The 24,726-nt window shown below is 65.0% G+C and carries 21 protein-coding genes; 11 read left to right on the top strand and 10 right to left on the bottom strand.

Translation table 11 applies throughout. The features are described 5' to 3' along the window. Positions 1–79: 79 nt before the first annotated feature. Complete coding sequence (locus AB4Y82_RS19365; protein ID WP_441604751.1) at positions 80–2,494, bottom strand: acyl-CoA dehydrogenase; 2,415 nt, start codon at positions 2,492–2,494, stop codon at positions 80–82. Positions 2,495–2,673: 179 nt separating this feature from the next. Between AB4Y82_RS19365 and AB4Y82_RS19360 the strand changes: the two genes are divergently transcribed. From AB4Y82_RS19360 to AB4Y82_RS19350, 3 genes are all read left to right on the top strand, one after another. Continuing rightward, positions 2,674–3,465, top strand: coding sequence for an AMP nucleosidase (locus tag AB4Y82_RS19360; protein WP_441604750.1), 792 nt, complete (start codon positions 2,674–2,676; stop codon positions 3,463–3,465). A 353-nt stretch (positions 3,466–3,818) separates the two neighbouring features. Continuing rightward, positions 3,819–6,791 carry a TonB-dependent receptor domain-containing protein gene (locus tag AB4Y82_RS19355; RefSeq protein ID WP_441611579.1) on the top strand — a complete coding sequence of 991 codons (2,973 nt, stop codon included), beginning with the start codon at positions 3,819–3,821 and terminating at the stop codon, positions 6,789–6,791. 72 nt (positions 6,792–6,863) lie between these two features. Further along, positions 6,864–8,690 carry a tetratricopeptide repeat-containing sulfotransferase family protein gene (locus AB4Y82_RS19350; RefSeq protein WP_441604748.1) on the top strand — a complete coding sequence of 609 codons (1,827 nt, stop codon included), beginning with the start codon at positions 6,864–6,866 and terminating at the stop codon, positions 8,688–8,690. 24 nt (positions 8,691–8,714) lie between these two features. On the opposite strand, the gene AB4Y82_RS19345 is transcribed toward AB4Y82_RS19350, so the two are convergent. Then, positions 8,715–10,295, bottom strand: a complete 1,581-nt coding sequence (locus tag AB4Y82_RS19345) for a tetratricopeptide repeat-containing sulfotransferase family protein (RefSeq protein ID WP_441604747.1) — start codon at positions 10,293–10,295, stop codon at positions 8,715–8,717. After that, on the bottom strand, positions 10,292–11,872 hold the full coding sequence (locus AB4Y82_RS19340; protein WP_441604746.1) for a tetratricopeptide repeat-containing sulfotransferase family protein: 1,581 nt from the start codon (positions 11,870–11,872) through the stop codon (positions 10,292–10,294). The genes AB4Y82_RS19345 and AB4Y82_RS19340 overlap by 4 nt, the downstream gene beginning before the upstream one ends. Positions 11,873–12,031: 159 nt before the next feature. Here AB4Y82_RS19340 and AB4Y82_RS19335 point away from each other — a divergent pair, with 159 nt between their 5' ends. Further along, positions 12,032–13,354: an aspartyl/asparaginyl beta-hydroxylase domain-containing protein gene (locus tag AB4Y82_RS19335; protein WP_441604745.1), complete on the top strand. Its 1,323-nt coding sequence runs from the start codon at positions 12,032–12,034 to the stop codon at positions 13,352–13,354. A gap of 20 nt (positions 13,355–13,374) precedes the next feature. Here the strand turns inward: AB4Y82_RS19335 and AB4Y82_RS19330 are convergent, their stop codons facing one another. After that, positions 13,375–14,295, bottom strand: coding sequence for a sulfotransferase family protein (locus AB4Y82_RS19330; protein ID WP_441604744.1), 921 nt, complete (start codon positions 14,293–14,295; stop codon positions 13,375–13,377). Positions 14,296–14,490: 195 nt separating this feature from the next. Between AB4Y82_RS19330 and AB4Y82_RS19325 the strand changes: the two genes are divergently transcribed. Then, positions 14,491–15,453, top strand: a complete 963-nt coding sequence (locus tag AB4Y82_RS19325; RefSeq protein ID WP_441604743.1) for a quinone oxidoreductase family protein — start codon at positions 14,491–14,493, stop codon at positions 15,451–15,453. A gap of 7 nt (positions 15,454–15,460) precedes the next feature. Here AB4Y82_RS19325 and AB4Y82_RS19320 read toward each other — a convergent pair whose 3' ends face one another. Genes AB4Y82_RS19320 through AB4Y82_RS19310 form a run of 3 tightly spaced genes read right to left on the bottom strand, consistent with a single transcriptional unit; the run spans position 15,461 to position 17,185 of the window. Then, positions 15,461–16,372, bottom strand: a complete 912-nt coding sequence (locus AB4Y82_RS19320) for an ion channel (RefSeq protein ID WP_441604742.1) — start codon at positions 16,370–16,372, stop codon at positions 15,461–15,463. Between the two features lie 34 nt (positions 16,373–16,406). Next, positions 16,407–16,916 carry a M48 metallopeptidase family protein gene (locus tag AB4Y82_RS19315; protein WP_441604741.1) on the bottom strand — a complete coding sequence of 170 codons (510 nt, stop codon included), beginning with the start codon at positions 16,914–16,916 and terminating at the stop codon, positions 16,407–16,409. Then, positions 16,913–17,185, bottom strand: coding sequence for a hypothetical protein (locus AB4Y82_RS19310; RefSeq protein ID WP_441611577.1), 273 nt, complete (start codon positions 17,183–17,185; stop codon positions 16,913–16,915). The genes AB4Y82_RS19315 and AB4Y82_RS19310 overlap by 4 nt, the downstream gene beginning before the upstream one ends. Before the next feature lie 73 nt (positions 17,186–17,258). On the opposite strand from AB4Y82_RS19310, the gene AB4Y82_RS19305 reads away from it, so the two are divergent. From AB4Y82_RS19305 to AB4Y82_RS19295, 3 genes are all read left to right on the top strand, one after another. Beyond that, positions 17,259–17,696: a putative toxin-antitoxin system toxin component, PIN family gene (locus tag AB4Y82_RS19305; RefSeq protein WP_441604739.1), complete on the top strand. Its 438-nt coding sequence runs from the start codon at positions 17,259–17,261 to the stop codon at positions 17,694–17,696. A gap of 65 nt (positions 17,697–17,761) precedes the next feature. Beyond that, a complete protein-coding gene (locus AB4Y82_RS19300; RefSeq protein ID WP_441604738.1) occupies positions 17,762–18,187 on the top strand; it encodes a hypothetical protein in 426 nt (141 codons plus the stop codon). Positions 18,188–18,222: 35 nt separating this feature from the next. Next, positions 18,223–18,411 (top strand): CPXCG motif-containing cysteine-rich protein, encoded by a 189-nt coding sequence (locus AB4Y82_RS19295; RefSeq protein ID WP_441604737.1) that lies wholly within the window; start codon positions 18,223–18,225, stop codon positions 18,409–18,411. A 5-nt stretch (positions 18,412–18,416) separates the two neighbouring features. Here AB4Y82_RS19295 and pncA read toward each other — a convergent pair whose 3' ends face one another. Next, the gene (gene pncA / locus AB4Y82_RS19290) at positions 18,417–19,064 is read right to left on the bottom strand and encodes a bifunctional nicotinamidase/pyrazinamidase (RefSeq protein ID WP_441611575.1); all 648 of its coding nucleotides are present in this window, start codon (positions 19,062–19,064) and stop codon (positions 18,417–18,419) included. Between the two features lie 216 nt (positions 19,065–19,280). Between pncA and AB4Y82_RS19285 the strand changes: the two genes are divergently transcribed. Both AB4Y82_RS19285 and AB4Y82_RS19280 read left to right on the top strand, forming a co-directional pair. Beyond that, a complete protein-coding gene (locus tag AB4Y82_RS19285) occupies positions 19,281–19,652 on the top strand; it encodes a hypothetical protein (protein WP_441604735.1) in 372 nt (123 codons plus the stop codon). Between the two features lie 65 nt (positions 19,653–19,717). Beyond that, positions 19,718–20,917 (top strand): MFS transporter, encoded by a 1,200-nt coding sequence (locus tag AB4Y82_RS19280; RefSeq protein WP_441604734.1) that lies wholly within the window; start codon positions 19,718–19,720, stop codon positions 20,915–20,917. 26 nt (positions 20,918–20,943) lie between these two features. Here AB4Y82_RS19280 and cls read toward each other — a convergent pair whose 3' ends face one another. Beyond that, entirely contained in the window at positions 20,944–22,347 is a 1,404-nt protein-coding gene (gene cls / locus AB4Y82_RS19275) for a cardiolipin synthase (RefSeq protein WP_441604733.1), read from the bottom strand. 56 nt (positions 22,348–22,403) lie between these two features. Further along, on the bottom strand, positions 22,404–23,333 hold the full coding sequence (locus tag AB4Y82_RS19270; protein ID WP_441604732.1) for a LysR family transcriptional regulator: 930 nt from the start codon (positions 23,331–23,333) through the stop codon (positions 22,404–22,406). 148 nt (positions 23,334–23,481) lie between these two features. Between AB4Y82_RS19270 and AB4Y82_RS19265 the strand changes: the two genes are divergently transcribed. Next, positions 23,482–24,711, top strand: coding sequence for an MFS transporter (locus tag AB4Y82_RS19265; protein WP_441604731.1), 1,230 nt, complete (start codon positions 23,482–23,484; stop codon positions 24,709–24,711). Positions 24,712–24,726 lie beyond the last annotated feature (15 nt).

Here is a 24,726-nt window from a genome sequence, read left to right as displayed (position 1 = left end):
CACCTGTGCACGTGCCGACCCTGACCGTTGGGACAGGGCCGGGCATTGCGGTATGCCTGATCGACTGCGACGCGCAAGGTCAACGCAGCTGGCGGTAGGTTGCGGGGTCGAAGGCATCGACCTGCACCACCGCGTCACGGGCCTCGTCGGCCTCGCTGAGCGCGTCGAACTCTGCCTGCGTGATGATGCCGGCGGCCAGCGCGTGTTGGCCGAGCTCGTCGCCGGCGGCGCGGTCCAGCGTGCCGGCGCGGATCGCATCGCGCAGTTTGGTCTCCACCGGCAGGGCCCGCACGGCCTTGTCCAGCGCCGCCTCCAGCTGGCCCAGTCCAGGTTCATCAGGGCCCGGCACATGAATGTCGCCGGTGAGGTGGATGCGCGCTTCGCGGTCTTCCAGGATGGCCCGCGCCGCGCGCTGGCCCAGGCGATCTGAGGGCGGCTGGAAGCGCGCGCCCAGTGGGAACACCAGCAGTCGGGCGACGCTGGCTGCGAGCTCCGAGGGCAGGTTGTCCAGCACGCCGCGCAGCGCCTCCTGCGTGCGATAGAGCGCCAGGGCCACGCCCCATCGCGCCAGGTCGTAGTGAGAGGCGAGCTTGGGTCCGTCGTGGTAGCGCTTGAGCGTGGCGGCGGCGAGGTATTGCCAGGCCAGCGCATCGGCGAGGCGTCCGGAAATCTTCTCGCGACGCTTGAGCGTGCCACCCAATGTGGCCATGCAGGTATCAGAGACCAACGCAAAGGCCGAGGCGAAACGCGTGAGGTGCTGGTACTGGCGAGCGAGTTCGCTGTCCGGCGCGCTGGCCAGGCGAGATCCACTCAAGCCCAGCAACAGGGCCCGCACGCCGCGGGTAAACACAAAGTTGATGTAGCCGAAGGCGCTGTGGTCGACTGCCTTGAGGTCCTTGGCGGCAATCGCATCGATCAGCTTCTGCACCCACGGATGGCAACGAATCGCGCCCTGGCCATAGATGATCATCGAGCGGGTGAGGATGTTGGCGCCTTCCACGGTGATGCCGATCGGCACGGACATCCACATGTGCGAGAGCGCATTGCGCGGACCGCGCTGGATCGCAGCGCCCGCACGGATGTCCATCGCGTCGCTCACCACCACGCGCATGGCGTCGGTGAGATAGGCCTTGGCGATGGAACCAAGCACCGCCGGTTTCTCGCCGGCATCGAGCGCGCCGCAGGTGAGCGTGCGTGTGGCCGTCATCAGATAGGTGAGGCCGGCGATGCGCGCCAACGGTTCTTCGATGCCTTCGAAGCGACCGATCGGCGTGTCGAACTGCTCGCGTACGGTGGCATAGGCGCCGCAGATGCGCGTCGCCATTTGTGCCGCACCTACGGCAAGCGCAGGCAGCGAAATGGAACGGCCCGCCGCCAGGCTCTCCATCAACATGCGCCAGCCATGGCCGGCCTGCTCGACCCCGCCGATGATGGCGTCGAGCGGAACGAACACGTCATGGCCGACGATCGGACCATTCGCGAACGGCACGCCCATGGGATCGTGATGCTGCCCGATCACCACGCCCGGCAAGTCGCGGGAGATCAATGCACAGGTGATGCCGCGATCCACCGCGCCGCCCAGCAGGCCGTCGGGATCCTTCAGGCGGAACGCCAGGCCGATCAGCGTGGCGACGGGCGCCAGCGTGATGTATCGCTTGTTCCAGTTCAGTCGCAGCCCGATGACCTCCTCGCCGTTCCACTGTCCCCGCTCGACCACGCCTTCGGACTGCGTGGCCGCGGCATCGGAACCGGCCTCCGGTCCGGTGAGCGCAAAGCAGGGTACCTCGCGGCCGTCGGCGAGGCGGGGCAGGTAGTGGCGCTTCTGGTCTTCGGTGCCGTAGTGCAGCAGCAGTTCGCCCGGGCCCAGCGAGTTGGGCACCATCACCGTCACGGCCGCCGCGACCGAGCGCGTGGCAATACGCGTGACCACGCGCGAATGGCCGATTTCGGACATGCCCAGGCCGCCGTAGGTCTCCGGCAGCACCATGCCGAAGAAGCGCTCGCGCTTGATGAAGTCCCACACCTCGGGCGGCAGGTCGCGTTGCTGCTCGATCTGCCAGTCATCGAGCATGGCGCACAGCTGGGTAACCGGCCCGTCCATGAAGGCCTGTTCGCGTTCGCTCAGCGGCTTGCATTCAAAACGCAGCAGAGAGTCCCAATCGGGCATGCCGGAGAAGATCTGCGCATCCCACCACACCGTGCCTGCTTCCAGCGCGATGCGTTCGGTCTCGCCCAGGCGCGGCATCACCTTGCCGAGCATCGGCAGCAGGCGGCGTGCAAACAAGGCGCGGCGCAGCGGCGCGAAACCAGTTACCAATGCAACCAAGGCCGCTGCAAATAGCAGTCCATATAAAAGGAGTGGCGATTGCACGCCGCGTACGATCCCGGTGAGGAACAACACGGCCAGCGCCAGCACCCAGGCCAGCCATCCACGCCCGACGAAGGCAAAGCCGAGGAAGACGGCGAGGGCGACGATCCAACCAATCAGCAGCATGGTGTTCTCCTTGGCATGCCGCCCATCGTGGGCGGGGCCAGTTCAAGGAAATGACAACAAACCGCCCAGGGATGGGCCGTCACCCGCTAAGATGCACGCACTGATCTGGCATCTTGCCGGCGTGGCGTCGCCGGTAACGCGCAACGGAACCCACGTTGCGCCGACCTCAAGGGGTCTCAATGAAAGACAAGCAGGAGATCGTCTCCAACTGGCTGCCGCGCTATACCGGCACGCCTCTGGAGGAGTTTGGCCAGCACATACTGCTGACCAATTTTGGCCACTACGTTGACCTCTTCGCCGAGTGGCATGGCGTAGAAGTACGCGGGCGCGACCGGCCCATGCCCAATGCCACCGCCGACGGCATCACCCTGATCAACTTCGGCATGGGCAGCCCCAACGCAGCCACCGTGATGGATCTGCTCAGCGCCGTCCATCCCAAGGCTGCGCTGTTTCTGGGCAAGTGCGGTGGCCTCAAGAAGAAGAACGCCATTGGCGACCTGGTCCTGCCGATCGCGGCGATCCGCGGCGAAGGCACGTCCAACGACTATCTGTTGCCGGAGGTGCCGGCCTTGCCGGCGTTCCAGTTGCAGCGCGGTGTCTCCACCATGATCCGCGACCTTGGCTACGACTACTGGACCGGCACGGTGTACACCACCAACCGCCGCGTCTGGGAGCACGACGACGCGTTCAAGGATTACCTGCGTCGCACCCGCTGCATGGCCATCGACATGGAGACCGCCACCATCTTCGCGGCAGGCTTCGCCAACAAGATCCCCTGCGGAGCACTCCTCCTGGTCTCCGACCAGCCCATGATCCCCGAGGGCGTTAAGACGGAATTAAGCGACCGCAGCGTGACCACGCAATTTGTTGAACGCCACATACGCATCGGTATAGAAGCCTTGAAACTGGTGCGTCGCAAGGGACGCAGCGTCAAACACCTGCGCTTCGAAGCCGATACCGGCACGGAGTGAACCCCTGCCAAATCAGAGGTCTGGCGAGGCCCATGGCGGCTTGCCAGCCTTTTTTCACCCTGGCTTCACCCCATTGCAACGATGTTCCTCGCAGCGCAGCAAGCATTTGCGGGGCGTTTAGCGGCGCGGATTTGATGTCGAAATCGTAGAAAATTGCGATAGTTGTCACGGCACTTTGTTTTCTTGCCGTATAGATTTTATTGACTATCTGTAAGTAAAGCGTGATAAATGCCGAGCGCTGTAGACCAAACTTTGTAGGTCTACGCCTGAATTGTTTGGGTGAATCGGGCGCGGGTTTGAGGCGGGGAAAGTCTGTCAAACCCAGTCAATATAAATAACGGGAGGGTGTTCTCATGAAGTTCGGGGAAAATAAACTGTGCACGTCGGTGCGTCTGGCTCTGTCGCTGGGCATGCTCGCAGCAAGCGCCTACGGCACTACCGCTTTCGCGCAGGACGCGCAGTCCACTACGCCGGCACCGGCCGCTGACCAGGCCAAGAGCAAGACTCTCGAAACGGTCACCGTGACCGGTTCGCTGATTCGCCGCGTAGACGTCGAGACGGCCAGTCCCGTCGTAACCATCGATCGCGCTCAGATCCAGGCCACCGGCAAGCAGACGCTTGGCGACCTGGTTCAGCAGCTGCCGGCCATGACCGGCGGCAACGTCAACCCGCAGACCAACAACGGTGGCGGTACCGGCGGTTCGTCCATCAACCTTCGCGGTCTGGGTTCGCGCCGTACGTTGATCCTGATCGACGGTCAGCGCCTGCTGAGCAAGGATCCGAACGCCATCCCGGCCGATGCCATCGAGCGCATCGAAGTGCTGCCGACCGGTGCGTCGGCCACCTACGGTTCGGATGCGATCGGCGGCGTGGTGAACTTCATCACGCGCAAGAACTACCAGGGTGCCACCTTCACCGCGAACGTCGGCCAGTCCGATCGTACCGACGGTGACCAGAGCGGCTACACCTTCACGTTCGGCCAGACGTCCGATAAGGGCAGCATCATGGCCGGCATCAGCTACAACAAGCAGGACGGCGTCCTGTCGGCCAACCGCGACTTCTCGAAGAACGCGCTCAGCCTGTCCGGCACCCAGGTCGCCGTCGGTGGTTCGTCCTCGACCCCGGTCGGCCGCATCCAGCTTGGCGATTCGCAGGCCGCAGCACTGGGCCTGGGCTGCAACCGCGTGTCGTTGAACGCCGGTGGCAACCCGACCGTCCTCAGCTCGGCCAACTATCACTGCTACGGCAACGCCGACAAGTACAACTACGCGGCCGTCAACCTGATCATGACCCCGCAGGAGCGCACTGGCGGCTTCATCAATGCGGAGTACCACCTGGCCGATCACGTGACGGCCTATGTTGACGCGGTCTACAACAAGACCTCGGCCAACTTCCAGCTGGCTCCGGCCGTGTACGGCTCGACCTCGACCGCCGCGACGGTTAATCCGGGCAACGGTTTCAACGTGTTCAACTCGCCCGTTCTGGTCAACGGCGTCCCGACGGGCGGCGGCTTCGGCACCGCTGCCGGCAACGCTTTCACCCAGCGTCTGACCTCGGCTGGTCTGCGTGAGGCCTTCACCGGCCGTACCGACGCTCAGATCAATACGGGCTTGAAGGGCGACTTCACCGTATTCGACAAGAACTGGAACTGGGACGTCGGCTTCAACTACGGCCACCAGAGCGTCGTCACGACGACGGCTGGCCTGGTCGATCAGACCAAGCTCTACACTGGTGATTCCACCGTCGCCAATGGCGTGGCGACCTGCCCGGCCGGTACCGATCCGGTGGCTTGCCAGTTCAATCCGTTCGAGCCCAATTCGTCGGCAGCCAGCATTGCTGCCGTGCGTGCGGCCAGCGTGACGGCCCCGTCGAACACCTACCTCATCGAGAAGACCTACCACGCTGGTCTGAGCGGTGAGCTGTTCAGCCTGCCGGCCGGTGCCGTGCAGCTGGCCGGTGGTTTCGAGTGGCGCAAGGACTACCAGCACACCGTGCCGGCTCCGCAGCTGGAAATCGACCCGACCACGGGTAGCTGTATCCTGGGCAGCCAGTGCTTGAGCGCCGTGCAGGGTGGTTACACCACCAAGGATCTGTACGCCGAAACGTTCATCCCGATCCTGGCCGGTCTCCCGGGCATCCAGTCGCTGAACCTGACCATCGGTGACCGCTACTCGAAGATCGGTTCCTTCGGCAGCACGAACAACTTCAAGTTCGCGGTCGAGTGGAAGCCGTTCGACGACCTGCTGCTCCGCGGCACCATGGAAGACGTGTTCCGCGCTCCCAACCTGACCGAGCTGTACTTCTCGGGTTCGGATGCTCCGCTGATCCACACCGATCCGTGTACCAATTACGCTGGCGCTCCGGCAGGTTCCCCGCTGGCTATCGCCTGCGCGAACGTGCCGGCCAACGGCACCTTCCAGAACCAGTACGTCGTCTCGCAGACGCAGGCTGGCGCTGTGGTGCAGGGTTCGCGCGTCGCGGGCTTCCCGGTCAAGCCGGAGCACGGCAAGTCGTATGACTTCGGCTTCGTGTACAGCCCGTCCTACGTGCCGGGTCTGTCGACCACGGTCGACTTGTGGCGCGTCAACCTCAACGACACCATCACCACGGTGGGTCTGCAGAGCCTGCTGAACCTCTGCGCCAATGGTTCGACCCAGTACTGCCAGTACATCCAGCGTCAGGTCGGCGGCCCGAATGCTGGCCAGCTGCTGCAGTCGACGGTTGAGCCGACCGGTAACCTGGGTTCGTTGAATACCTCCGGTATCGACTTCTCGGCCAACTACAAGCTGCCGCAGTTCTCCTTCGGCCAGTTCAACGTCGGCCTGAACGCGACCTACCTGAAGTACTACGACCAGGTCACCGCACCGGGCGTGGAAGGTTCGGTCACCTACAAGAACGCCGGTCACCTGCTCCCGTACGGTTCGGCTGCCTCGGCTGCCTGCCCGGATAACGCTGGCGTCTGCTTGTTCCCCCGTTGGCGCGGTCAGGCCTTCGTGGATTGGCAGGCCGGTGGCTGGAGTGCCCAGTGGCGCATGCGCTACATCGGTCGCTTCCAGAACGGTGCAGCGACGGGTTCGCCGCAGGATAGCTTCCCGAACGGTGAGTCGGGCACGATCCTGAAGTACGGTGCGACGACGTACAACGACGTGTCGGTCGGCTACAACCTGGCCATGATCAACACCCGTCTGGACTTCGGCATCAACAACCTGTTCGACAAGCAGCCGCCCATGCTGTACGCGAACAACACGTTGAACGCCAACACCGACCCGAGCGACTTCGACCTGATGGGCCGCTACTACTGGGCTCGCGTCACGGTCAAGTTCTAAGTCGTAGATATAAGCGTTAACCTTGAGGGCCGCGTGAGTCATCACGCGGCCCTTCTTTATTTGCGTGAAGCCATGGCTCCGAACGAACTCACACAGATCACCGCAGCCATCCAGAATGGCCAACTCCAGCGTGCCGAACAACTGAGCCGCGAGGCGCTGACACGCTTCCCGCGGCAAACAGACCTGACCTTGATGCTCGCTCTCAGCCTGCACATGCAAAAGCGGGTGGACGAGGCCTTGCCCTTCTACGCCGAGCTCGCACAAGAGCTGGACAGCACCAGCAGCTGGAACAACTACGCGACCGCCCTGAAGGACTCCGGCAACGTGCCTGAGGCTGCCAAGGCCTTTGCGCGTGCGGTCGAGCTGGATCCAGGCAACCTCACGGCCAAGGGCCAGCTCGGTCTGCTGTTGATTGACCTGCGCGACTACCTGACCGCGCGCAGCCTTCTGCTCGATGTCGTCGCCGCGGATCCCGACTCGCTGGCTGCCCGCATCGATGCGGCGCGCGCCTGCTGCCACTGCCAGGACACCGAAGGTGCCTCTGAACTGCTGCGTCGTTGGCGACAATGGCTGCCGTTCAACGACGACGACCTGCAGTTGTCGTTGGCGCAAGTGTTGACCTTGAACAACGACATCCCCGACGCGGTCGACCTGCTGGAGGATCTGCTGGCGCGTTGGCCTGCCCAGTTCGACGTGCGCCTGCTGCTGGCCAATCACTATGAGCGGTTGAACCGCCTGGCCGATTCCGAAGCCGTACTCGCGCCGCTGCTGCGCGCCGGATCGAACGCCTCCGAAGTGCAGTCCAAAGAAGCCAGTCACTTGCTCGCTACGCTGGCATTGCGCAAGGGCGACGCTGCCGCGGCCAAGGATCTGCTCGAGCGGGCGGGTCCGGAGGCGGAAAACAGTTACAGCCACTACTTCCAGCTGGCATCGGTGTACGACAAGCTGGGTGAAACGTCGTCCGCGATGGAAGCGCTGCACGTCGCTCACCGCATAGAAGCGAATGAGCGGCGCTTCGATTCACCGGAGTTCTTCGTGGCCGGCTCGCCCGCCATGCCGGTCGACGCGCCCCGTGTCACCGCCGAGCAATTTGCGCGCTGGCCCACGCTGACGGCCCCTGCGATGGGTGATTCGCCCATATTCGTCGTGGGTTTTCCGCGTTCGGGCACGACCTTGCTCGAGCAGGTGCTGGACGCGCATCCGGGCTTGCAGTCGATGGACGAGAACCCGTTCTTCAACCGGCTTGCCGGCGTACTGGGCAATCACGACCGACGCATCCTCGATGACCTGAGCGTGCTGCGCCAGTACGACGTCGACGAATTGCGCAAGCGTTACCACGTGATGGTGGGCGAACGCATCCAGCGCGATGGCGATGCCCGCCTGGTCGACAAGAATCCGCTGAACATGCATTGGCTGCCGATCATGTATCGGCTGTTTCCGGAAGCGAAGTTCGTACTCGCCGTGCGCCATCCGTGCGATGTCATCCTGAGCTGCTACATGCACAGCTTCCGTTCGAGTGCATTGGCGGCCGCCTGCAGCAACCTTGAGCGGCTTGCCCATGCCTACGTGGAAACCATGCAGCGCTGGCTGGAAGAGGTGAGCATCCTGCAGCCGTCGGTGATGTTGTCGCGCTACGAAGATCTGGTCGCTGATTTCCCGGGGCAGGTTTCGCAGATCGCCCAGTTCCTGGAACTGGATGATGCCTCGCCCATGCTCGGTTTCGACCGCCATGCGCGCAGCAAGGAATACATCGCGACCCCGAGCTATTCGCAGGTGATCGAGCCGATCAACCGCAAGGGTGTGGGTCGCTGGCACAAGTATCGCGAACAGTTCGAACCGCTCTTGCCGATACTCGAGCCCATGCTTCGCCACTGGGGCTACGACACCGCACCGGTGTGAAGCAGTCGCGCAGCGGGGCGGCAATCAGCGCGTGTTGATTGCCGCCAGCTCGGGCATCAAGGGCAGGTAGTGCTGCCAGCGCCCGACCGAATGCGTATACACCGCCTGGCGGGCTTGCCAGGCGCTCGCCGTCGCAATGGCCTTGGTCTGTTCGGTCGGCATGTCTTGGGGCGCAGCGGACTGGGGAATGCCCAGCCACTGCGCAATGGCGGCCAGCGTGTTCTCCGGCGCCTCGACGACTTGCTCGTAGGACACGCTGAGGAAGGCGGCGGGATAGCGTTCGCGCCAATGCGCTGCCAGGCGTCGACAGTCGCGGATCACGGTGGCGATGTCGCTCATGTCGTAGGCGTAATCATGGGCCGGGTCATGGAACGACTGCGACCACAATGACAGGGCGGTGTCGCGCGGATCGCGTTCGCAATGGATGATCCGCGCATTCGGCCATAACGCCATGGCCAGATCCACGCGCAGCAGGTTGAGCGGCTGCTTGTCGATATACCAATGCGCGGGCTCATCGTCCTGGCGGAGCTGGCGTGCGTATTGCGCGGCGGCCTCCTCCAGTTGCTGGCGCGAGGGCGAGACGGCAGCGAGTCGCTGTTCCCAGAAGGACAGCCAACCGAGTTCGCCGCGAACCTTCACCGACGGATAGCGGGCCAGGCGCTGCGCCAGCAAGGTCGTTCCCGAGCGCGGCACGCCCACGATGAACACCGGTGTCCAGTCGTCTGCCGGCTGCAGTGTCAAGCGGTTGGCCGGTGCCGCCAGGCGCGCTTCGATGCTGCGCTTCCAGAGTTTGCGCGACCATTGGCTGCTCGCGTGGGCGAGGGCGTTGGCCTGCCGAAAATAGGTGGCGGCCGAGGCGAAATCACCCAGGTCGTCGTGCGCCTTGCCCAGCGCAAACAGTACGGCGCGGCGCGTAGGCTCGCTCAGGCCGGGTCGCTGCAGCACGCTGTGGAAAAAGTCGAAATCGTGATGACCACGATCGCTGTAGCGCTGCAGCCCGGCCAGGCCAAGCGGGATGTTCCAGTCGATGGCGTCGGGCGTTTGTTCCAGCGCGCGGACGTAGTGCGCACGGGTGCGTTCAAACTGCCCCAGCTGAATGCCGAGCATGCCGGCGTAGGCGTGCAGGCGTGGATCATCGGCACCCGCACGAATGGCGTTCTCGCAGATGGTGAACGCTTCGTCTGGCCGTCCATAGTCGTCGAGCATTTCGACCGCACGGATGACCGTGTCCACTTCGTGACCGCCCTGCGCGAATGCCGAACGCAGCACTTCGCCAAGCGCAAGCAGCCGGCCCTGTTCGCGCAGCAGCGAAGCCAGCAGGAAGGCGGCGCCGGTATCGCCGGGATGGGATCGCAGCCACTCGTACAGCAACTGTTCCGCCCGTTCGCTGTGACCGTTCTGCCACAGCAGCCCGGCCAGCCCGAGGAGGATATCGGCCGACTCGGGAAAACGCGCGGCGGCGGCATCGAAAACCGCAAGCGCGGCGGCTGTGTCCGAGCGCAACGCAAGTGCGCGCCCCTGCGCCAGCCAATCATCCTGCGGCTGCGACGCGAGCGTGTCGAGCAGGGCCCTCACGCTCCCCAGGGGCGTGTTGGCGATGGTCATACGTCGTGGGCCGGCAATCCAAGCGCCGCCCGCAACGGGTTGAGCAGCGCGCCATAGCGTTGCGAACGCGCGGTGTCCGTGCGCATCGGCTGGCGTACCTGGGTTGCGCTGGGCGAACGGACCACGCGCTGGTTCTGGTGGAAGTTCACGCAGGCTTCTTCGAAGGGCAGCCCACAGAACGCGAGCAGTTGGCGGATCTGCGTTTCGGGGTCGGCGACCATCGCCTCGTAGCTGTGCTGGCGAACGTGGCCGCAATGGAGGGCGGCGCTACGCGATACGCTGCGATCGAAGTCGTGCCAGAAGGCGGCCAGATCATCGAAGCTGCGGCTGTAGCCATTGCTGCCATCCAGCGGCTGGCGATAGCACGAGAAGCAGGTCTCCAGCGGATCACGACGCACCACCACGATGTGCGCGCCCGGCAGCATGGCGCGAATGGCGCCGATATAGATCCAGTTGTTGGGCAGCTTGTCGGTGAAGACGGGGCGTTCGCTGCGCCAGCGCGCGGTGCGGTCAAGATAGCGTTGCCCCAGGCGTCGCCAGTCCTCTGGTGTCGCTTCGCGCGCCCATTGCGGAATGGGCTTGCCGCCCAGCCGCTGGGTTTCCTCGGCCAGCACCTGCGGGAGATCCGGCAATTCGCCCGCGCCTTCGACCAGGGAGTGCGAAGCGAGGATCTGCTCGACCAGGGTGGAACCGGAACGGGGAAGACTGACGATGAAGATCACGTTGCTTCCCAACGGCTCGTTGCTGCCGATGGGCGCAGGCTCGAAGGCGTCCGAAATCGTGCCGATGGCCTTGGAAAAATGCGGTGCATTCCAGGCCTGGTAGCGGCGCGCGGTGGCATTGGCGCGCGCCAGCGCCTCCAGCGACTGGGCATATTGCCCCTCGTCATCGAAGGCCTTGGCCAGGGCGAAACCGATGGCGATGCGGTCGTTTTCGGTCGCGTCGGCACGCTGCAGCGCAGCCTGCATCTGCGCGATATCGCTTGCATCGAAACGCTGCGTGCGCAGGTCGGCCAGGCCCCACCAGGCCAGTCCGAAGGTGGGTCGTACCGAGAGCAGGCGGCGATATTCCGTTGCCGCCGCCTCGACGTCGCCGCGCGTGCGCAGCAGGTCCGCCAGCAGCGCGCGGGCGGCCACGTGATCGGGTGCCAGGGTCACGGCCCGCTGCAGCGCTTCAGCGGCCTCTTCGTTGCGTACCGACTTGGTCAGCATCACGCCGAGGTTGTACCAGGCCATCGCCAGTTTCGGCTCCAGCTCGCAGGTGCGCCGCAGGGCGCGGATGGCGCCTTCATAGTCGCCCGCCGTGCCGAGCAGGGAGCCCAGCGTGTTGTGGTAGAGCGCATCCTGTGGACGATGCACCAGCGCGCGCTGCATCAGGCGCACGGCGTCGTTGTGATGGCCGCGCAAGCTCAGGATGCCCGCCTTCATGCGCAGCACTTCCGGATGATCGGGGTAGGCGGTGAGCACGCGTTCGAGCTGGCGGTCGGCCTCGTCGGCGCGCCCGGCGTCCAGCGCCTGGGCGGCGATCATCACTTGTTGGGTGGCTGATGGTCCCAGCCCTTGCAGTCGCGAATTCATCAGTGGCCCGATCGAAGGGAAGGACTACCGCGACACAGTTTCCTGCTCACGAAAAAAGCGCGTGCGGCCCGTCGAAACGCGTCTATTATGCCCATATGCACCGGGGTGGGGACCGCGGTGCGCAATGGCATAGTGAGTTCGCAGGCGGTGGGAGCAACGATGAATAGCGGAGTGGGAGTGGCAGTGCCGGCGCTGCGTGAGATGGCGCTCAACGGATTGCGGCAGGGTGATCCGGCATTGGCCGAGCAGTATTTCGGGCGCCTGCTGGAGCAGGCGCCCGACGACGCCGAAGCGCTGCAGTTCGTTGCCAGCCGCCATCTGGCGCGGGGAGACACCAGCCGCGCGCTGGCCATGCTGGCGGCCGCGGCGAAGGCGCATCCGGAACATCCGGATCTGCTGCACCAACTTGGCGTGGCACAGACCGTCGCCGGCGACCTGAGCGGCGCCGCGGCAAGCCTGCGCCGCTGCGTGGACATCGCGCCCAACATGTTCGTGGCGCGCCTGCGCCTGGGCATCGCCCTGGAACAGTTGGGCGAGATGCAGCGTGCGCTGCTCGCCTATTTCGGCGCGGTCAATGCGGCCCAGGCACAGGGGCGCTGGATGAGCGACGCCACCACGGCGCCAGGGCTGCGCCAGGCCGTGCAGCACGCCATGCGTTTCATCGACGCCGGCCGTCGCCGTACCTTTGATGCGGTGCTGGAACCGATGCGCGCGCGCTATGGCCGCGACGCCCTGTCCCGTGTGGAAGACTGCCTGGCCATCTATCTGGGCGAGCGTCGGGCGGAGCTTCCCGATCCCCGGCAAAAGCCGAAATTCCTGTATTTCCCCGGCGTGCCGAGCCAGGCCTACTACGGTGCCGAACGCTTCCCGTGGCAGGCCGACCTGCAGGATGCCACCGAGGTGATCCGCGAAGAACTGCAGTCTGTGCTCGCGGAAAATCGTCCATTCGAACCCTTTCTCGGCGAACAGACGGAAGAAGGGCTCAAGGGACATCTGCGCTCCTCGGGCGAACAGCCGGCCGCGTGGGATGCCTTCTTCTTCTATCGCCACGGCGACCGCTTCGACGAGCATCACCTGCGCTGCCCGCGCACCTCGGCAGTGCTGGAGCGCGCGCCGCTGGTGCGCATCCGCGACCACGCGCCGGAAACGCTGTTCTCCGTGCTGCGGCCGGGCACGCACATCCTGCCGCACCGTGGCGTCACCAATACGCGACTGGTCACGCACCTGCCCCTGATCGTGCCGCGCGATTGCGCGATCAACGTGGGCGGCGAGCTGCATGCGTGGAAGGAAGGCCGCTGCGTCACCTTTGACGACACTTTTGAGCACGAGGCGTGGAATCGCAGCGACAGCACGCGCGTGGTGGTGATCCTCGACAGCTGGAATCCCGACCTCACCGAGGTCGAACGCATGGCCGTCACCGACCTGGTCGAGACCATCGGGGATTTCAACCGCGCCAGCGAAGTCGCCGTACCGGGGGAATGACGGCAGCGGAAGGGCTAGACTCAGCCGACGCCGGCTGCCTGTGTGTCGTACGCCAGGCGCACGCGGGCGGCGGGGCGGGCGCGTACCGCCTGGCACTGCGCGCGCAGGTCCTCGTAGGAGGCCAGGCGGCCTTGTAGCCAGCGCTGCATCCGGGGGCCAAACAGGCCGTCCACCTTGGGATCGGCCTCGCGCAGCTGGCCTTCGATGGCCGAGATCTTCCACGGTTCGTCAGTGAGGTTGGCGATGGACTGCTGGCAGGCGTTGTCCAGTGGAGCGTCCGGCGCCAGGTCGAGGAAGGCGCACAGGCGCGCCCATTCGATATCGGGCTGGCGCACCAGATCCTCGAGGAAGACGAAGTGGTGGTTGGCCCGGCCGATGTGCTGGCTGTGGATGTCCATGGCCCGGTTCCAGCGGCGCGCCCAGTGCACGGTGCCGCCGCCGAAGGCGTCGTCGTTCTCGAAGCGCAGATAGACGTCGGCCAGCGAGGCCAGTACGTCCATGCCGCGGCGTACCACGTGGACAAAGCGCGCGTCCGGCGCCAGGGTTTCGATCTCGGGGATGTAGAGCAGGTGATTGGGTGTCTTCTCCAGCCACATCGATCGCCCGGCCATCACCGCCGAGCGGTCCAGGAGTGCTAGAAACTGCCCGGAAAGCGTGCGCCAGTGGTAGGCGGAGGGCATGGCTGGGCGAGCGCCCGCCAGCTGCACGTGCAAGGCGACAAAGGTCTCGCGGATGTGCCGGCGGGTCAGGCCCAGCGACTGGCGCCAGCGGCGGCGGCGCGGCTGCACGCGGGCATCGCCCCAGCGCCAGGCCAGATCGCCGTGCAGTTGTTCGAAGAACGCCGTTTCCGGCAGCGTATAGATCGCAGGGTGGCGCGCCAGCAAAGCCTGGACAATGGTGGTCCCGGAACGTGGGCAACCCACGACAAAGGTTCGCCGCATGGCGCTGTCTCCCTGAACAATGGCCGTGACCTGCCGGCCAATGACGGTGAATAACGCGTGATTTCTCGTTGCGTTGACTAAAAATACAGCTTCCCGTAAGGAAAAAGCGACTGTTTTTTCACTCTTGTCTGTTGGGAAGGCAGGCCAGCGGGCAAACTTGCCATCCTCGGCCCCCTACGCATCAGGACCACGCCCATGTACGCACTGACCTTCGACCGCTTCGGCCCCGCCGAGGTACTGCGCTGGACCGAGCGCCCGGACCCCACCCCGGGACCAGATCAGGTGCTGGTCCGCATGCATAGCGTTGGCCTCAATTTCGCCGACGTTTACCGCCGCAACGGCAATTACCACCTCAGCGGCTCAGCGCCATGGGTGCTGGGATACGAGGGTGCGGGCGTGGTCGAAACCCCCATGCCGGGCGATACCCAGTTCCCGGCAGGCACGCGGGTAGGCTTTGCCGATATGCCCCACGCCAACGCCGAGCTGGTGGCGGTGGACCGTGATCGCCTGATCCCCCTGCCGGCGGATATCGACGCCGATACGGCGGCTGCCGTACTGCTGCAGGGGTTGACCGCCCAATACCTGGTTACCGACAGCTTTGTGGTGCGGCCGGGCGACGTCGCCGTGGTGCATGCCGCCGCCGGCGGCGTCGGGCTGCTGCTGGTGCAGATGCTCAAGGCGCTCGGCGCGGTGGTGCTGGGCATCGCCTCCAGCGAGGCCAAGCGCGATGCGGTGATAGGCGCAGGCGCCGATGTGGCCGTGGGCTACGACGATTGGGTGGATGCCACCCGTTCGCTCACCGGCGGGCATGGCGCCAACGTGGTCTACGATTCGGTGGGTCGCACCCTTGCCGACAGCATGGCCGTCGCCCGCATCGGCGGCACCGTGGTGTTCTACGGCATGGCGGCGGGCGATCCCGACCCGGTCGATCCGCGGCTGTTGATGGACCGCTCGCTCACCCTGACGGGCGGCGACCTGTGGAACGTGTTGACCGGCCCGGCCGAGCGACGCCGGCGTGCTGCGGCGCTGTTCCAGCAGATCAGGCAGGGCAGCGTGAAACCGCAGATTGCGGCGCGCATCCCGCTACGCGATGGTGCCCGCGCACATGAATTTCTGGAAAGCCGCGCCGCCATCGGCAAGGTGCTGCTGACGCTTTGAGCGCCACTCAAAAACGATCGGTGTTCTCGTTGTCTTCCACCGGCAGCACCTGGTGGAACACCCCGTAGTCGATATGGCTGACGCCTTGATCGTCGTCGTGCACCAGGTCGATATAGCGATGATTCCAGCGCCACTCGCGATGGCTCCACTGGTGCCGGGCAAGCATCGATTGCGCGGTGGTTTCGTCGATGCCCTCGATGCACAGCATCAGGGTGGCTTCGGTCGTCGCCAGTTCCTCCTGGCTCATGCCGTACAAGGGGCTGTCTTCGTCGATCACATGCATCAGGCTCCAGCTCAGCGTGAACACCGGGTGCCGGTCGCGCAGGAGCTTGAGGTCATGAATCCGGCGCAGGCGAAAGCCCTCGGGTGAGGTTTCGCGCAGCAGCAAATGCAGTTTGGCGGAGGCTTCGGCGATCACGTTCTGGCGCGCGTTTGCCGCGCGTATCATCAGCGTGCTCTGCCCATGCACCTGGCGGATCACCGGGTGATTGGCAAACAGCATCTTGGCGCGCGGTCGCGAGAAGCGCGAAAACACGATGCCGGTGACCAAGGCGATGCTCAACATGCCGGCGAAGATCTCCACCGTCGCCACGATGTGCGCGTACATCGTTTGCGGATGCATGTCGCCGTAGCCCACCGTCGCCAGCGTTTCCACGCTGAAAAAGAACGCACCGGCGAAATTGCGCGGAAACTGGTTGGCGATGGCGTGGTCGCCCAGCTGGTAGAGCGCGGCGAACACGGTGTTGAGGGCCAGGAATCCCGCCGCTGCCAGCGCGAAAAACGTGGGCCAGCGGATATTGAGGGCGAAATGGTAGATATCGTCCCAGATGCGCTGGGTCAGACCTTCGCTGACGAACGGCCGTCCGCCGATCTGGATCGTGCGTGGACGATTGAGCCATTGGCGAAACCAAACGAACATGGAGCCATACCTGGCGGTGAGGGGCGTGGCGATTCTATCGCGGCGTGCGCGCTTCAAGCGCATCGCGCCAGGTCAGGAACAGGCGCAGGTCCAGTTCCTGCTGGTGATAGTCCGGCTGCATGTATTCGCACAGCTGGTAGAACGCCTTGTTGTGCTCGGTTTCCTTCAGGTGCGCCAGTTCGTGCACCACGATCATTTTGAGGAACTCCGGCGGCGTATCGCGGAACAGCGAGGCGATGCGGATTTCCTTGCGCGCCTTCATGCGGCCGCCGTGCACGTGCGATATCGCCGTGTGCATGCCCAGCGCCTTGCTGATGACATCGAGCTTGCTGTCGTACCACACGCGGTCGATGCCGGGCGCATTGCGCAGGTGCTCCTGGCGCAGGGCATTGGTATAGGCATACAGCGCCTTGTCGCTCTGCACCTCGTGGCGGCCCGGGTGGCGCTGTTGCAGATACGTGCCGAGCTCATCGCGGTCGATCAGCTGGCGCACCTTGTCCAGCAGCGCCGGCGGATAGCCGCCGAGGTACTTCAGCGCCGTCATGCCGCGGGCGGTTCGTCGTCAAAGCCGGTATAGCCTTCCGGGAACACCGGCGTGCCGTCCTCTTCCAGCGACTCGATGGCGGCGAGTGCCTTGTCGGCGGCGGCTTCCGCCAGCGCCTGTTCGCGGAAGCTGCGGTTCTCGCAGATGGCGAAATACACCGGAAAACCGCTGCGTTCGCGCGGCGTGACAACGATGCAGGCGGTGTAGCGCGAGCCCTCGGCAATCGCCGTGGTGTGGACCGCGTAGTGGTCGAAGAGGCGTTCGGACATGTCGGTATTCCACCAGGTAGGACGCTCATTTTAACCGGGTGGCTGTGCCACCATGCGCGCCATGTCCAAATCCGTGCCCCGTCTCGTCCTCGACACCAATGTCGCGCTCGATCTTTTCGTGTTCCGCGATCCTGCCTGCGAGCGCCTCAGCGCCGCGCTGGCACAGGGTCTCGTGGTCGTGGTGGTGGATGAGCCTTGCCGCGAGGAATGGCAGGCAGTGCTGGGTTATCCGCAGTTTGGCCTCGGCGAGGAGGCCCGCCGGCAGGCCATGGCGGCGTTCGACCTTGCGGTGTCGCTGCTGCCGGCGGCAGCCATGACGCCACGCCCCGAGGTGAAGCTGCCGCGCTGCGCTGATCCGGACGACCAGAAGTTCCTCGAGCTGGCGCTGGCATCAGGTGCCGAGTGCCTGCTGAGCAAGGACAAAGCGTTGCTGCAGCTGGCCCGGCGCACGGCACGCGAGGGCTGGTTCCTCATTCTGTGCCCTTCGGCATGGGAACCACCGGTGACCTGAGCGTACGATTCACAACCGATTGATCGCCCATTGGCGATGCTAACTATCCAAGATGGAGTCCGCTGATGAAGATCATGCAGAACGCAGCAAGTGCAGTGTGGGTGGCCTTGGGCCTGGTGGCCCTGACCGGCTGCGGCGTGACCAACGACCATGACAAGGTCATCAAGGACGTGGTGTCCAATCGGCAGTTCCTCTACCAGACGCCGGGCGACGGCAATGCCACGCTGCAGATCGTGCGCAGCAACGGTTACTTCGGCGGCGGTTGCTCCAGCCAGGTGCTGGTCGACGACAAATTTGCCGCGCAGCTGGAGACCGGCGAGCAGGCCACGTTCTATCTGCCCAGCGGCGCCCACACCGTATCGCTGCGCAACTCCGGCGCGTGCCACAAGGCGGGCGACAATGCGCACGTCGACACCAACCTGGCCCCCGGCGAAACCGCGCTGGTGGAAGTGAACAAGTGGGGTTCGTCGCTGTCGCTGGCCAAGCGCTGAGCGATAGTCAGGACAGGGGAGTCGAGGAGGGCGCCATGCTCGATCAAGTCTTCATCCACTGCCCCTACTGCGGCGAAGCCATCGAGATCCTCGTCGATGGCTCCGTCGACAGCCAGCATTACATCGAGGACTGCCAGGTCTGCTGCCGTCCGATCAATATCAGCGTAAGCGTTGATGAGGAAGGCGATCCGCAGGTCAGCGTCGCCTCCGAAAACGAAGGCTGACGCGCTCAGGCCAGCGCGGTCGAGTCGAGCACGTCCACGCCGAGGTTCTCGAAGCGCAGGCGTGTGGGGATATCGGTCTCGGGCGACACCGGCCGGGTGAGATCCCACAGCACGTGCGTGCGATAACCCAGTTCCACCGCATCTTGCGCGGTCCACAGCACGCAGACGTCGCGCGCCAGCCCGCAGACATAGACCTCATCCACCCCTTGTTCGCGCAGCCAGCTGTGCAACGCAGTGGATGGACGCTTGCCGTGCGGCCCGTGGTTTTCGCGAAAGCCGCTATACGAATCCACGCGGGGATCGTCACCCTTGCGGATCACCGTATCCACCGGGGACCAGTCGATCGACGGATGCAGCGCCGCGCCCGGCGTTTCCTGCACGCAGTGCGGCGGCCACAGCGTCTGCGCATGTCCATACAGCGGAATGCGGTCGAACGGCGCGCGTCCGGGGTGTGAGGTGGCGAACGAGACGTGGCCCTTGGGGTGCCAGTCCTGGGTGGCCACCACATGCTCGAAGAAATCCCGCTTCAGCAGCTGGTCGATGCCCGGAACAATGGCGTCCCCCTCGTGGCAGGCGAGCGCGCCGCCGGGCATGAAGTCCGGTTGCACGTCGACCAGGATCAGGGCGGCGCGGCGGCTGATAGCTGGGCTCATAGGGATGGGCTCATGGTCGCGTCGAGTCTCGCAAAAGGTTGCGCCGGAAAGTCTAGTGGGCTGGAGGGGGGCGTGGTGTGACGCGTTCGACGGGGGATTTGTCATCCATATGGAGCGTTCAGGCTGAAAATCACCCCACCCCAGACGATGGTATGGCCCGGCGGGGACGTCGTCGCAGGCATAATGAGCCCACGGCAACCGATAGGGACCAGAGGCATGTTTTTTGACCAGTCGTGGATGGGCTACGGAATCGTAGGCGCGCTGGAGGCCGGCGGGATTGCCCTGGTCATCGGCCTGCTCGCCTACGTGATCCTGCATATGTTCGGCCGTACCCAGGGCTGGAGTCTCGGGCTCGAGGTAGGCTGGGCGAGCGTGATCGGCGTGATCCTGGCCGGTGGCAGCGATATGTGGAACCTGATCTATTTCAACTACGGCCGCGTGCAGTCGCTGCAGCTGCTGAAAATACGCCTGGCCGAAGTGCACGACCCGGACAATCTCGGCGCACGCGTGTTCTTCGAATTTGTCGGTGTCGCCGTGGGTGTATTCATCGGCTGGCTGTTGTTCGTACGTCGTCGCTCGTCCGTGTAAAGCGTTGCATCGGCATTCCCCCTCGCGCCGATGCAGCCGCTGTCTCCTCCCCCAAAGCAGTACCCATGAATACTCACGTTGAAGCGGGCGCCAGCGGCTTGCCGTTGACCCGACGAATCGTCCAGATCGTTCTTTTCACCTTTCTGGCCTATCTGGTGATCGGCATGCAGCTGGCGGTGCTGCCGCCGTTCGTGCACACCGAGCTTGGCTTTGGCGCCGTGCTGGCCGGCCTGGTGATCAGTACGCAGTACGTGGCCACCTTGTTGAGTCGTGGTTTTGCGGGTCGCACCTCCGACACCGCTGGCCCCAAGCGTGCCGCGCTGATCGGCCTGGTGGCGTGCGCGATCAGCGGCCTGCTGATGATCGCCGCGGCCCTGCTGCGTGCATGGCCGGTCGCCTCAGTGGGCGTGATGCTGGTGGCGCGACTGGCCCTGGGCATGGGCGAAAGTTGCGTGGCCACCGGTTGCATCATGTGGGGCATCGGGCGGGTCGGTGCGGAACACACCGCCAAGGTCATTTCCTGGAACGGCATTGCCACCTATGGCGCGCTGGCGGTCGGTGCGCCGCTGGGCGTGGTGCTGAACGCTGCGGCGGGTTTTGCCAGCATCGGCATCGCGGCAGTGTTGTTGATGGTGCTGGGCCTGTTGCTGGCGTGGCGTCGCCCCGCCGTGCACGTCGAGGCCGGCGAGCGCCTGCCGATGCATCACGTGTTCGGCCGCGTGGCGCCCTACGGCATGGGCCTGGCGCTGGCTTCGGTGGGCTTCGGGGTAATCGCCACCTTCATCACGCTGTACTACGCGCGCGAGGGTTGGTCCGGTGCCGCTCCCACCTTGAGCGTGTTCGGCGTGTGTTTCGTGGGCGTGCGCCTGGTGCTTGGCTGGACCATCGCGCACTTCGGCGGCTATCGCACCGCGCTCGTTTCGTTGCTGGTGGAATGCGCGGGCCTGATCGTGCTGGCCATGGCCAATCACCCTGCCATGGCCATGCTGGGAGCCGCGCTGAGCGGCATCGGTTTTTCGCTGATCTTCCCCGCGCTCGGGGTGGTGGCGGTGGAGCGCGTGAGCGGAAGCAATCGCGGCGCGGCACTGGCGTCGTATTCGGTGTTTATCGATGTGGCGCTGGGCGTGACCGGTCCGCTGGGCGGGTGGATCGCGTCGGGTGGACGCTATGGTCCGATGTTCGTGGTGGCTGCGATGTTGTCGTTGGCGGGAGCGGTGCTTACCGGCAGTCTCTATTTGCTCCATGGCAACAAGGCGACTGGCTGATCGCGACAGCAAGGCCTCGGCACGGCTTAAAGCACCGGATCAAACAAGCGCGCCACGTGCATCGCCAGTCGCCGCAGATACGGCGCCTTTTCATATTCCGCAGCCGTGACCTCGTGCGCGTGGGCGAAGTCATCGCACAGCATGGCTTCCACCTCGCCAGCGAATTCGGGATCCACGTTCAGGGCGCCGATCTCGAAGTTGAGACGGAACGAACGGTTGTCCAGATTCATGCTGCCCACCGAGGCGGTGTCATCGTCCACCAGCAGCACTTTCTCGTGCACGAAGCCCGGCTGATAGCGAAACACGCGGATGCCGGCGAGCACCGCATCGTGGGCATACAGGCTGGTGGCAAGGAATACCGTGCGGTGATCAGGGCGGCACGGAATAAGCACGCGCACGTCCACGCCGCGGAACACCGCCAGCCGCAACGCCGACATCACTGCCTGGTCGGGCACGAAATAAGGCGTGGTGATCCATAGCCGGTGACGCGCGGCGTGGATCAGCGAGACGAAGAACAGCGAGCAGGTCTCCTGTCGATCGGCCGGCCCGGTGGCCACGATGAGCGTGTGCGCGTTGCCGACCTGTTGCTGCGGTTTGAGCAGCGGCGGCAGCTCACCGGTGACCCAGTGCCAGTCTTCGGCGAAGCTGCGTTGCAGATCGGCGACGGCCGGGCCTTCGATTTCCAGGTGCGTATCGCGCCATGGCGCCAGCGGGGGGCTGAGGCCGAGGTATTCGTCGCCTACGTTGAGGCCGCCGACGTAACCGCGCATGCCATCCACGACCACAATCTTGCGATGATTGCGGAAATTGAGCTGGAAGCGGTTGCTGCGCCGCTGGGTGGCGAATGAATGGATGATCACGCCCGCCTCCTGCAGCGTTTCCACATACTCGTTCGGCAGCGCGTGGCTGCCGATGCCGTCGTAGAGCACACACACATCCACACCGGCGCGCACGCGATCGATCAGCGCCTGCTGCATGCGCTTGCCGAGCATGTCGTCGTGGATGATGAAAAACTGCACGAGCACGCAGCGCCTGGCCTCATTGATGGCCGCGAAAATCGCCTCGAAGGTGGCGTCGCCGTTGATCAGCAGTCGCAGCCGTTGCCCGGCGTGGAAGCGCGCGCCGAGCATGTGCGCGATCTCGCCATAGCGATCGTTGACCTCCGGCGCGCTGGAGCCATTGGCCAGCTGGGCGTCCGCCAGTGCCTGCATCTGGTCGCGTCGTGCGCGATGCAGGTCCACGTAGCCGTGAAAATGGCTGCGTCCCAGATACAGATACGGAATGAGCGTGGCGTAGGGCAGCAAGACCAGGCCCAGCGCCCACGCAAACGCGCCTTGCGGCGTGCGCGTATTGATCACCGCGTGCATGGCGGCGAGCACGCCGGCGATGTGCAGAACCAGCAACAGGGTGCCGACGATGGTGGTCAACATGCCGCGCCACCGGCGAGATGAGTGAGGCGATCCTTATCGAGCATGGGTTCCCCGCATCAACGCATGGCGTCGCGCACAGTATCGAGCACATCGCGTTCGCGTGCCTGCAGTGCCTGCTGCAGGTGATCGACGAACAGGCGAATGCGCGCCGGCAGGTAGGCACGGCTGGGATAGATGGCGTAGATGTGGGCGTCGGCCAGGAACACCTCGTTCTTCAGCGGCACCAGGCGGCCGGCGCGCACGTCGTCGGCGATATCCCAGGCGGACTTGAACGCGATGCCGTGGCCGGCAATGGCCAGGCTGCGCATGAGGTCGCCGTTGTCGCAGGTCATCGCCGCTTCCACGCGCAACGGACGGGAGCCGTCCGGCGTCTGCACCATCCACGGCAGCACGCCATGGCCCGGACGGTGCAGCATCAGGCAGCGGTGCTGCTGCAGTTCGTCGGCATGGTGCGGATAGCCATGCCGTTCCAGATAGTCCGGCGAAGCGCACAGCACGCGGAAGTTGTTGGTGAGCAGGCGCGACACCAGGCGCGAGTCGACCATGGTGCCGCCCCGCACGGCGACGTCCACGCCGTACTCGAACAGATCGAGCATGGCGTCGGAATTGGTGATGCGCAGATGCAGCTGCGGGTGCTGCTCGGCGAAACCGGCCGCCATCGGGCCCACATACTGGCGCCCCATATCCACCGAGGCGGAGATGTGCAGCTGCCCGCGCACCTCCAGCTGGCGCAGCCCGACGGCCGAGTTGGCGTCGTCCACGTCGGCGATGATGGCCTGGCAGCGCTCAAAGTAGAGCGTGCCTTCCTCGGTGAGCACGAGGCGGCGCGAGCTGCGCTGGAGCAGCCGCACGCCCAGCGCGGTCTCCAGCCGGGTCAGCCGCTTGCTGGCGGCAGCGGGCGACAGACCCAGTTCGCGCCCGGCCGCCGACAGGCTGCCTTCGGTCACGGCGCGCACGAACAGGCGCATATCTTCGAAATCGACCATGTTCCAGAGACCTTGGCGAGCAGGCTGGTACGGCCTGGGAATGAGCCATCTTTAACTTTCAGGAAAAGATGCCTCTCTAGTTTGCTCAATTCCCGCAAAGATCTACAAGGCGCACAGTGGCGGCCGTTTCCTTCAGGGATCCCCTCCCATGAACTCCCCACGTTCTTCCGAAAGCGCTGCTGCGGCCGCAGCCGGTTCATCCCGGTTGGCCCTGCTGGCCTTGTCGGTCGCCGCGTTCGCCATCGGCACCACCGAATTCGTGATCATGGGCCTGTTGCCCGAAGTGGCCACGGACCTGCACGTGAGCATCCCGTCCGCCGGCCTGCTGGTGTCGGGCTACGCACTGGGTGTCGCGGCCGGCGCGCCCCTGCTGGCGGCGCTCACGGCCCGCATGGAGCGTCGCAACGCCCTGCTGCTATTGCTCGGCCTGTTCATTCTGGGCAACGCGCTATGCGCGGTGGCGCCCAACTACGGCGTGCTGATGGTGGCGCGCGTGGTGGCGGCGTTCTGCCATGGCTCGTTCTTTGGCATCGGCGCCGTGGTGGCTTCGCATGTGGTGCCGCGCGGCCAGGCTGCCCGCGCCATCGCCCTGATGTTTACCGGGCTGACCCTGGCCAATGTGTTGGGCGTGCCGTTCGGTACCTTTCTCGGCCAGTGGGCGGGCTGGCGCTCGACCTTCATGGCCGTGACCGGCCTGGGCCTGATCGCCGCGATCGCCGTGTGGCGGCTGGTGCCGGCCTTGCCGGATCTGGCGTCGCCGAACATGAAGCGCGAGCTGGGCGTGCTGCGTCAGCCGCAGGTGCTGCTGGCCTTGCTGATGACGGTGCTGGGCTTTGGCGGCGTGTTCACCGTGTTCACCTATATCGCGCCGATCCTGCAGCAGGTGGCGCATGTGAGCGTGGGCGCCACGGGTTGGGTGCTGATCCTGTTTGGCGTGGGCACCACCATCGGCAACATGCTCGGTGGCCGCCTTGCCGACTGGCGCCTGATGCCCTCGCTGGTGGGCGTGCTGATCGCGCTGTCGCTGATCATGCTGGCGTTTGCCTGGACCATGCACAACACCATCGCTGCCGTGGTCACCGTGTTCGTCTGGGGCATCGCTGCCTTTGCCACCGTGCCGCCGCTGCAGATGCGCGTGGTGCAACAGGCGAGCGATGGTCCGCATCTGGCCTCGACGCTGAATATTGCTGCGTTCAATCTCGGCAATGCGATCGGCGCCTTCATCGGCGGTTCGATGATCGGCATGGGTCTGGGTCTGCCGTCGGTAAGTGTGGCCGGCGCCGTGGTCGCCTTGCTGGGTCTGCTGGTGACTTTGGTCAGCGCGGCGCTCGAACGACGTCGCCGCCCAGTCGCGGCAGCTTGCGCCGTCGGCGCCTGATCGAACTCTCTGCGT

The sequence above is a fragment of the Dyella sp. 2YAF14 genome, assembly GCF_052114725.1.
Taxonomy (GTDB): domain Bacteria; phylum Pseudomonadota; class Gammaproteobacteria; order Xanthomonadales; family Rhodanobacteraceae; genus Dyella.
This window is presented reverse-complemented; position numbering and strand designations above follow the sequence as displayed.